The organism is Streptomyces sp. 7R007 (genome assembly GCF_054850255.1).
This window is the reverse complement of record NZ_JBTWMV010000118.1, coordinates 1-6,376: the sequence shown is the minus strand read 5'-3', so window position 1 is coordinate 6,376 and position 6,376 is coordinate 1. Positions and strand designations below refer to the sequence as shown.

Genomic DNA, 6,376 nt, shown 5'->3' with positions numbered 1-6,376 from the left:
GCCGACCGCCACGCCCAGGGCCAGCGCGAGAAGGCCGGCGATGCCGAGTCCGAGTCCCACCTGGCCGGCCGGGAGGTGGACCGCCTCGGTGAAGAACAGCACGCCGGCGGTGAGGTAGAGGCCGCTGCCGACGGTGTAGACGAAGTTGGAGGCCGCGAGGACGCGTTGCGGTCTGGTGTCCGGCATCAGGCGGGGCATGACACAACTCCACGTCCTCGACGGGTGGTAAGGGCCCATCCAGCTTCTTGCATATTACTTGCAAGAGCAAGAGGGTTGCCTTGGGTGCATCAGGGTCTCCTGCTGCTGCTCGATGATTCGACACCAACGAGCTGTTCAGGAGGTCCTGTTCGTATGCGTCCAGCGCCCCTCGACCACCCGGTCGGGACTCCCGTTCGACACGCAACTCCCAAGATCGAAAAGGGCAACAGCTTCTAGAATGCCGCTCTTTGCGTCTCGGCTAGAGCTCGTCGACGGCTGTGAAGCTGGAGTGTTCGTGGAGGTTTAGCATCATTGCTGAGCGACACGCCGGGCTTGGTGCGACCAGTGGCGGAAGGTTTCCACGGGCGGCCCGTCCTCTCGCCAGGGCCACGGTGTGATCACCGGTCCGATCGTGTGGAACACCGTCGCCGCATCTTGGGTGCGGCCGGCTTTGATCAGCGCGTAGGCGAGGATGTTGAGGTCGGCGAGCGCTGCGGCATGGGTCAGGTAGTCCGTTTGCGGCCACGTGGACGGGGAGCAGGCCGCGATTTTGGGTCGGGGAGCAGGTCGCGACGCGCCAGGCGGGTGTCGATGCCGGGCAGGGCCGGCCGTCGTTCATGGCGGCCGAGGTGGCGGCCACGTCCGTGTTCACGTCGACGTTGCCCGGGCTGCCGGATGAACAGGGCGGACGTCCGCGCACCGCCGAAGAGGTGGCGTTCGAGTGGTCCGGGCCACTTGTGGTCGGCATGGCGATGAGTTTCGGAAACGCGCTGGGTCCATGGGTGTGACGGTCGCCGAAACCCACGCAGGGGAGATCGCCGATCCGTACCCACGCCGATCAACCGCAGTCGATGAGAACGACATGACCGCGACCTACACCTTCGACATCTTCTCCAGCCTCGACGGCTACGGCGCCGCCGGCGGCGCCTGGACCGGCTACTGGGGCAAGCAGGGCCCCGAGCTGCTCGAGCATCGCCTTTCCTTGTACGAGACGGAGCAGCGGATGGCCTTCGGGGCAATACGTACCGGGTGTGCAGGGTGTCGAGATGGGGGAGGAGCCCCCGGTCGTCCTGTTGCCCACAGACCATCAGCTGGCCGGCCGGGCGGGAGTCACCGTCGCCGATGTCCAAGGCGAGCCGGCCTATCGTGCCCGGTGCCCCGAGTCCGGGCTCGATGAGATCATGGACCGTGTCGCCCTCGGCCGTCTCGTCACCGTGGTCGGTTCGGCTGTGAGCGACCGTCTGCCGGGCGAGGTGAGCGCCGTACCGGTGGCCGACCTGCCGCCCACCACGCTTGCCCTGTGCTGGCTGTCCGGGACGAGCACTCCGCAGCTGGCGGCCTTGGTGGACGCGGTGGGCTCAAGGAGGCCATTGACGTCCCTTGCGGCGTAGATGGTGAGGGCTCCTCGTCCGCTGGGACGCATGGGCCCGGCGGGTGCATGGCTGCCGCTGGGCGGCGACGGCCTCGCCCGGCGAGCGCGCCGCCCTCGGCTGGAGTCGAGCGGCCCCGGTCCGTGTGCAAACCGCTCAGCCCGAAGACGGCCGCGGATACTCGGTGTGGGGCCGGGCGAGGGTGTCGGCGGCGGCCTGGGCGAAGCCAAGGACGAGGCGGGAGCGGCGGGCCGTCACCCAGGCGAGGGCCACCTCGTTGGGGCCGATGTCCTCCACGCGCAGCGGGATCACGTCCGGCCGGGTGTAGAAGGTGGCGGTCGACAGCGGGAGCACGCAGATGCCCGCTCCGGCGGCCACCATTTCCAGTTTCTCCTCCACCTGGTGGATCACCGGGACCTCGGGGCGCCGCCCGCCCTGCAGTTCCACTGCGACGTCGCGCCACTCGGGAACGGCGTTGGGATCCTGCAGGAGGTGTTCGGCGGCGAGTTCCTTGATGCTCACCGACGTCCTGCCGGCCAAATGGTGCTCGACCGGCACCATGACGACGCGGGGCTCCCTAAAGAGCGGACGCATCTGCAGACCGTTGCGGTCGATGGGCAGGCGGACGATGCTGACGTCGGCCCGGCCGTCCCGCAGCACCTCCACCTGGTCGTCCCACGTGGTGCGCAGCAGGCGCACGTTCACGTCCGGATGGTGCGCGGTGAAGGCGACCATGGCCGGGGTGACCGTGATGCCGGGCATGAAGCCGATGGTCAGCGACTGTGTGCCCTGGGCCGCCGATCTCACCCGCCTCGTCAGCGCCTGGGCAGCGGCGAGCAGGGGGACTGCGTCCTCCAGTAGCTGCTCTCCCGCCGGAGTGAGCAGCGTCCCGCGGCGGCCGCGGTCGAACACCTCCGCTCCGAGATCTTCTTCGAGGCTGCGGATCTGCCGGGACAGCACTGGTTGCGCGATGTGAAGGCGCTCTGCGGCCCGCCCGAAATGCAGTTCCTGCGCCACGGCTACGAAATAGCGCAGCTTCCGCAAATCAAGATCCACCCGGAATCACCGCCTGCTCCGTCGCCCCGGCGTACCCGGTCGGGCGGCCGTTGTGGACTATGGCCGTCCTGGACGTCTTCCCGGCAGGGCCATAACAGTCGATCACCAATCTACCGAGCGAGCGCGCACCGCCGCGGACGCTGTCAGCCGGCGGTGCGCAGGCGTGCTCAGCCACGGGCGAGAACGGCCAGCGGGTCGGTGTGGGCGGGAGTCCAGCCCAGTTCCTGCCTGGCCCGGGCCGGAGTGAACTGCTGGTCGAGGGCGAAGGCGTCGGCGATCGGTCCCATCTGGTCACGGGCCTGTTCCAGGCTGATCGAGGCGACCTTGCCCTCGATGCCCGCGGCCTGGCTCAGTGCCAGGGCGCACTCCTTGGCGGTGGGGTTGACACCACCGACACCGACGTACACAGAACCCGGCTTCGCCTTGAGTGCGGCGGCATACAGCTCGGCGATGTCGTCGATGTGCACCAGCGCCCAGTGGTTGGTCCCGTCGCCGATGTAGGGGATGGCGCCGGCCTCCTTGCCCGGGGCGGTGTAGAAGAGGTCGATCAGACGGTTCTCGCCGCCGTACAGCAGGCCGGGCTGTACCACGACGGGGCGGCCCCGCGCTGGGCGCGATCGAGGACGGTGTCCTCCACGGACTTGCGCCAGGCGACCAGGGCCGGCGGGTTCCACGGGGCGCTCTCATCCGCCACGCCCTGGGTGTCGCCGTAGACCCAGGTGCCGCCGGTGTGCACGTAGGGGCCGCTGCCGATGCCGTCCTGCAGGGCACCGGCCGCCGCCAGATCCTCGGCACCGGTCTCAGCCTGCGCCAGGTGCACGACGGCCTCCGCACGGGCAGCCGCGGCGTTCAGCACGCCGAGGTCCCCAAGCCCGCCGCGCACCGGCCTCGCGCCGAGGGCACGGACGGTCTCGGCGGCGCGGGCGCTGCGGGCCAGGGCCTCCACGGTGTGTCCCTGCCGGATCAGTGCGCCGATGGTCGCCCTGCCGATGTATCCGGATCCGCCGGTGAGGAAAACCCTCATGGTCTTAGCTCCTGTCAGTGGCTCGATGTCCTTGCCTCCACAGCCTCCGTCCGGCGACGGCACTCCGTCCAAGACCTCTTTCGACGTCTCTGATACCCGTCAGGCATCACACACGTGTCCGTTATGTCCCGCATTGCCGACCGTCTCGGCCGGTGCAGGGCCTTCCATCTCACCCTCGCCACCTACTCCGTCTTCTCCGTCCTCGCGGCCTTCAGCCCGAACGTCGAGATGCTCATCGTCTGCCGCTTCCTGGCGGGCCTCGGCATCGGCGGTGAACTGCCGCTGTGCGACGCGTACCTCTCGGACCTGCTGCCCGCGCGCCACCGCGGCCGTCTCATTGGATGGGCTTATACGGTGGGCTTCTGCGGCGTACCCCTTGCCGGCTTCCTCGCTCTCGGCATCGTGCCCCACTCCTACTTGGGCGTCGACGGTTGGCGCTGGATGTTCCTGATCGGCGGACTGGGAGCGGCATTGTGCTGGGTCCTGCGCCGCGGACTGCCGGAGTCGCCGCGCTGGTTGGAGGCGATGGGCCGCCAGGAGGAAGCCGACCGCGTCGTGCGCGCCTTTGAGGAATCCGCGCAGCGGGGCGTGGCCACCCCACTGATCCCGCAACCTGCCGCCGCCTCTGTAGCGACGGTGAAGGCCCCGCTGCGCCAACTGGTCGTGCCCCCCTGGCGGACGCGCACGGTGATGCTGGTGATCTTCCAGATCCTGCAGGTCTTCGGCTACTACGGTTTCGGCACACTGGCCCCGCTCGTGCTGGCCAGTAAGGGCTACGACATCGTGCACAGCCTGACCTTCAGCGCCCTGTCCTTCGTCGGCTACCCCATCGGCTCGCTGCTGTCGGTGTTCGTCCTCGAGCGGATCGAGCGCAAGACCCTCATCATGCTGTCCGCCTTCGGAATGCTCGCCTTCGGCTTGGGCTTCGGCTACTCCCACTACACCGCGGCAATTGTCGCCTTCGGCTTCTGCTACACCCTGATCAGCAATCTCTTCTCCAACGCCTACCACGTCTACCAGGGTGAACTCTTCCCCACCCGGCTGCGTGCCACGGGAGCCGGCGGCGCCTACTCCCTCAGCCGCCTCGCCTCCGCGGCGATGCCCTACGTCCTGCTGCCCCTGCTCATGAACCACGGCGCCAACGCGGTCTTCGTCTTCATTGCCTGCGCCATGACGGCCGTCATCGTCGACGTCGGCCTCCTCGGCCCGCGCACCACGGGCCGCTCGCTCGAAGAGCTCACCACCGACGCCCCCGCAGCCGTCGGCACCAGCCTTCCGGTCGAAGCCGCCCACGACCGCTGACCTTAAAGGACGGCGAGTTGCCCGGGCGCGGACCTGCTCATCCTGGGGGTGGAGGGAGGGCCGCTGTTCGCCCGGGACGGACGCGACAGGCAACTCCTCGCCGAAGGTGGCCCGTTGTGGCAGGGATCCACCGGGACCTCGACGTCCTCGCAGGCGGCCACGGGCGCATGGAAGTGGCAGGAACCGCACCGATCCAGATTCGTCCGGCGGGAACGCAAAGGGGCCACGGGTGCCGGTGCCCAGCACCAGCCGGTCCTCTTCACGAAGTCGTTGGGCGCACACGAACCACCAAGGGGCGTCGCAGACACCGCCCGGACACCTTGCTCACGACTTCCTGACATCGCGCGCCTAGCGTCTCGCGTATGCGTACACCCTCCAGCCGCTCAGGCAGTCGTCAGGCCCGCACCAACGGGGCCCTCCGGCACGCGATCGGCGCCGCCGTCGCGGCATCGGCAGCCGTCGTCGCACTCATCGCGCCGACCGCGGCCGCCAACGCCGCACCGCACGACTCGTCGACCAGCGGCGGCGGCACGGCCGAGACGGACGTCGCCACCATCCACGCCGGCGCTACGACCCCACAGGACCGCGACCGGATCAACGCCTACTGGACTCCCGAGCGGATGAAGCTGGCAGGTGCTCTCGTTCCCGAGATCACCCCCGTCCCACAGGACGATGACACCCCGGACGACCCGCGACCACTCCCGCCGAACACCCCGGACGCCGGGACCGTTTGGACACACAAGGGCGCGGTCGAGCAGAACGTCGGCCGCCTCTTCTTCACCTTCTCCGACGGCTACGACGGCAGTTGCACCGCGACGGTCGTCACCGGCGACAACCGCAGTACCGTCATCACTGCGGCACACTGTCTGCGAGGCGTCGGATCGCCTTCCGCCGACGACACCTGGAACCATAACTTCTACTTCGTGCCCGGCTACCGCAACGGAACGAAACCGCTCGGCGGCTTCAGCATCAGGACCATGGCCACCTCGTCGCGCTGGAACGTCGACCCCGACACCACGCAATCGTCAGACGTCGCTGCCGCCGGGTACGACGCGGCGTTCCTCGTGGCGAATCCCGCTGCCGGAGGACGTCCGATCGCAGATATCACCGGAAGCCAGCGGATCGGATTCGGCCAGCCCGTCGACAACGAGTTCATTCACTCCTTCGGGTACCCGATGTACGGACTCAACGACCCCGGGGACAAGTACGTCGGATCACGCATGATCCACTGCGCCGGTACGAGCCACCCCGGCCCCAAGGCCCCTCTGCTGTGGGGAGAGGCATGCGACATGTCGCCCGGGTCGAGCGGTGGTCCTCACCTGGCCCATTTCGACACCCGCACTGGCATCGGCACCGTGGTGGGCGTCACGACCACCGACGACGGACTCGCGGGCGGACAGGTGCCCACGCTCTACGCCACGCGCCT

At 68.8% G+C, this 6,376-nt stretch carries 4 protein-coding genes and 3 pseudogenes; 4 read left to right on the top strand and 3 right to left on the bottom strand.

The annotated features are described in order from the left end of the window. Positions 1-198 (bottom strand): annotated as a pseudogene (locus ACYF6T_RS44165) (MFS transporter); the annotation flags it as partial. An 862-nt stretch (positions 199-1,060) separates the two neighbouring features. On the opposite strand from ACYF6T_RS44165, the pseudogene ACYF6T_RS44160 reads away from it, so the two are divergent. Further along, a pseudogene (locus ACYF6T_RS44160) lies at positions 1,061-1,216 on the top strand (dihydrofolate reductase family protein); the annotation flags it as partial. Positions 1,217-1,379: 163 nt separating this feature from the next. After that, positions 1,380-1,589 carry a hypothetical protein gene (locus ACYF6T_RS44155; protein ID WP_461703639.1) on the top strand — a complete coding sequence of 70 codons (210 nt, stop codon included), beginning with the start codon at positions 1,380-1,382 and terminating at the stop codon, positions 1,587-1,589. A gap of 135 nt (positions 1,590-1,724) precedes the next feature. Here the strand turns inward: ACYF6T_RS44155 and ACYF6T_RS44150 are convergent, their stop codons facing one another. Together ACYF6T_RS44150 and ACYF6T_RS44145 are read right to left on the bottom strand one after the other, a co-directional pair. Then, positions 1,725-2,624: a LysR family transcriptional regulator gene (locus tag ACYF6T_RS44150; RefSeq protein WP_461703638.1), complete on the bottom strand. Its 900-nt coding sequence runs from the start codon at positions 2,622-2,624 to the stop codon at positions 1,725-1,727. A 167-nt stretch (positions 2,625-2,791) separates the two neighbouring features. Then, a pseudogene (locus ACYF6T_RS44145) lies at positions 2,792-3,648 on the bottom strand (NAD-dependent epimerase/dehydratase family protein). Between the two features lie 123 nt (positions 3,649-3,771). Between ACYF6T_RS44145 and ACYF6T_RS44140 the strand changes: the two are divergent. Next, positions 3,772-4,950 carry an MFS transporter gene (locus tag ACYF6T_RS44140; protein ID WP_461703637.1) on the top strand — a complete coding sequence of 393 codons (1,179 nt, stop codon included), beginning with the start codon at positions 3,772-3,774 and terminating at the stop codon, positions 4,948-4,950. A 362-nt stretch (positions 4,951-5,312) separates the two neighbouring features. Next, the coding region (locus tag ACYF6T_RS44135) for a trypsin-like serine peptidase (protein WP_461703636.1) at positions 5,313-6,376 on the top strand (1,064 nt) is incomplete at its 3' end.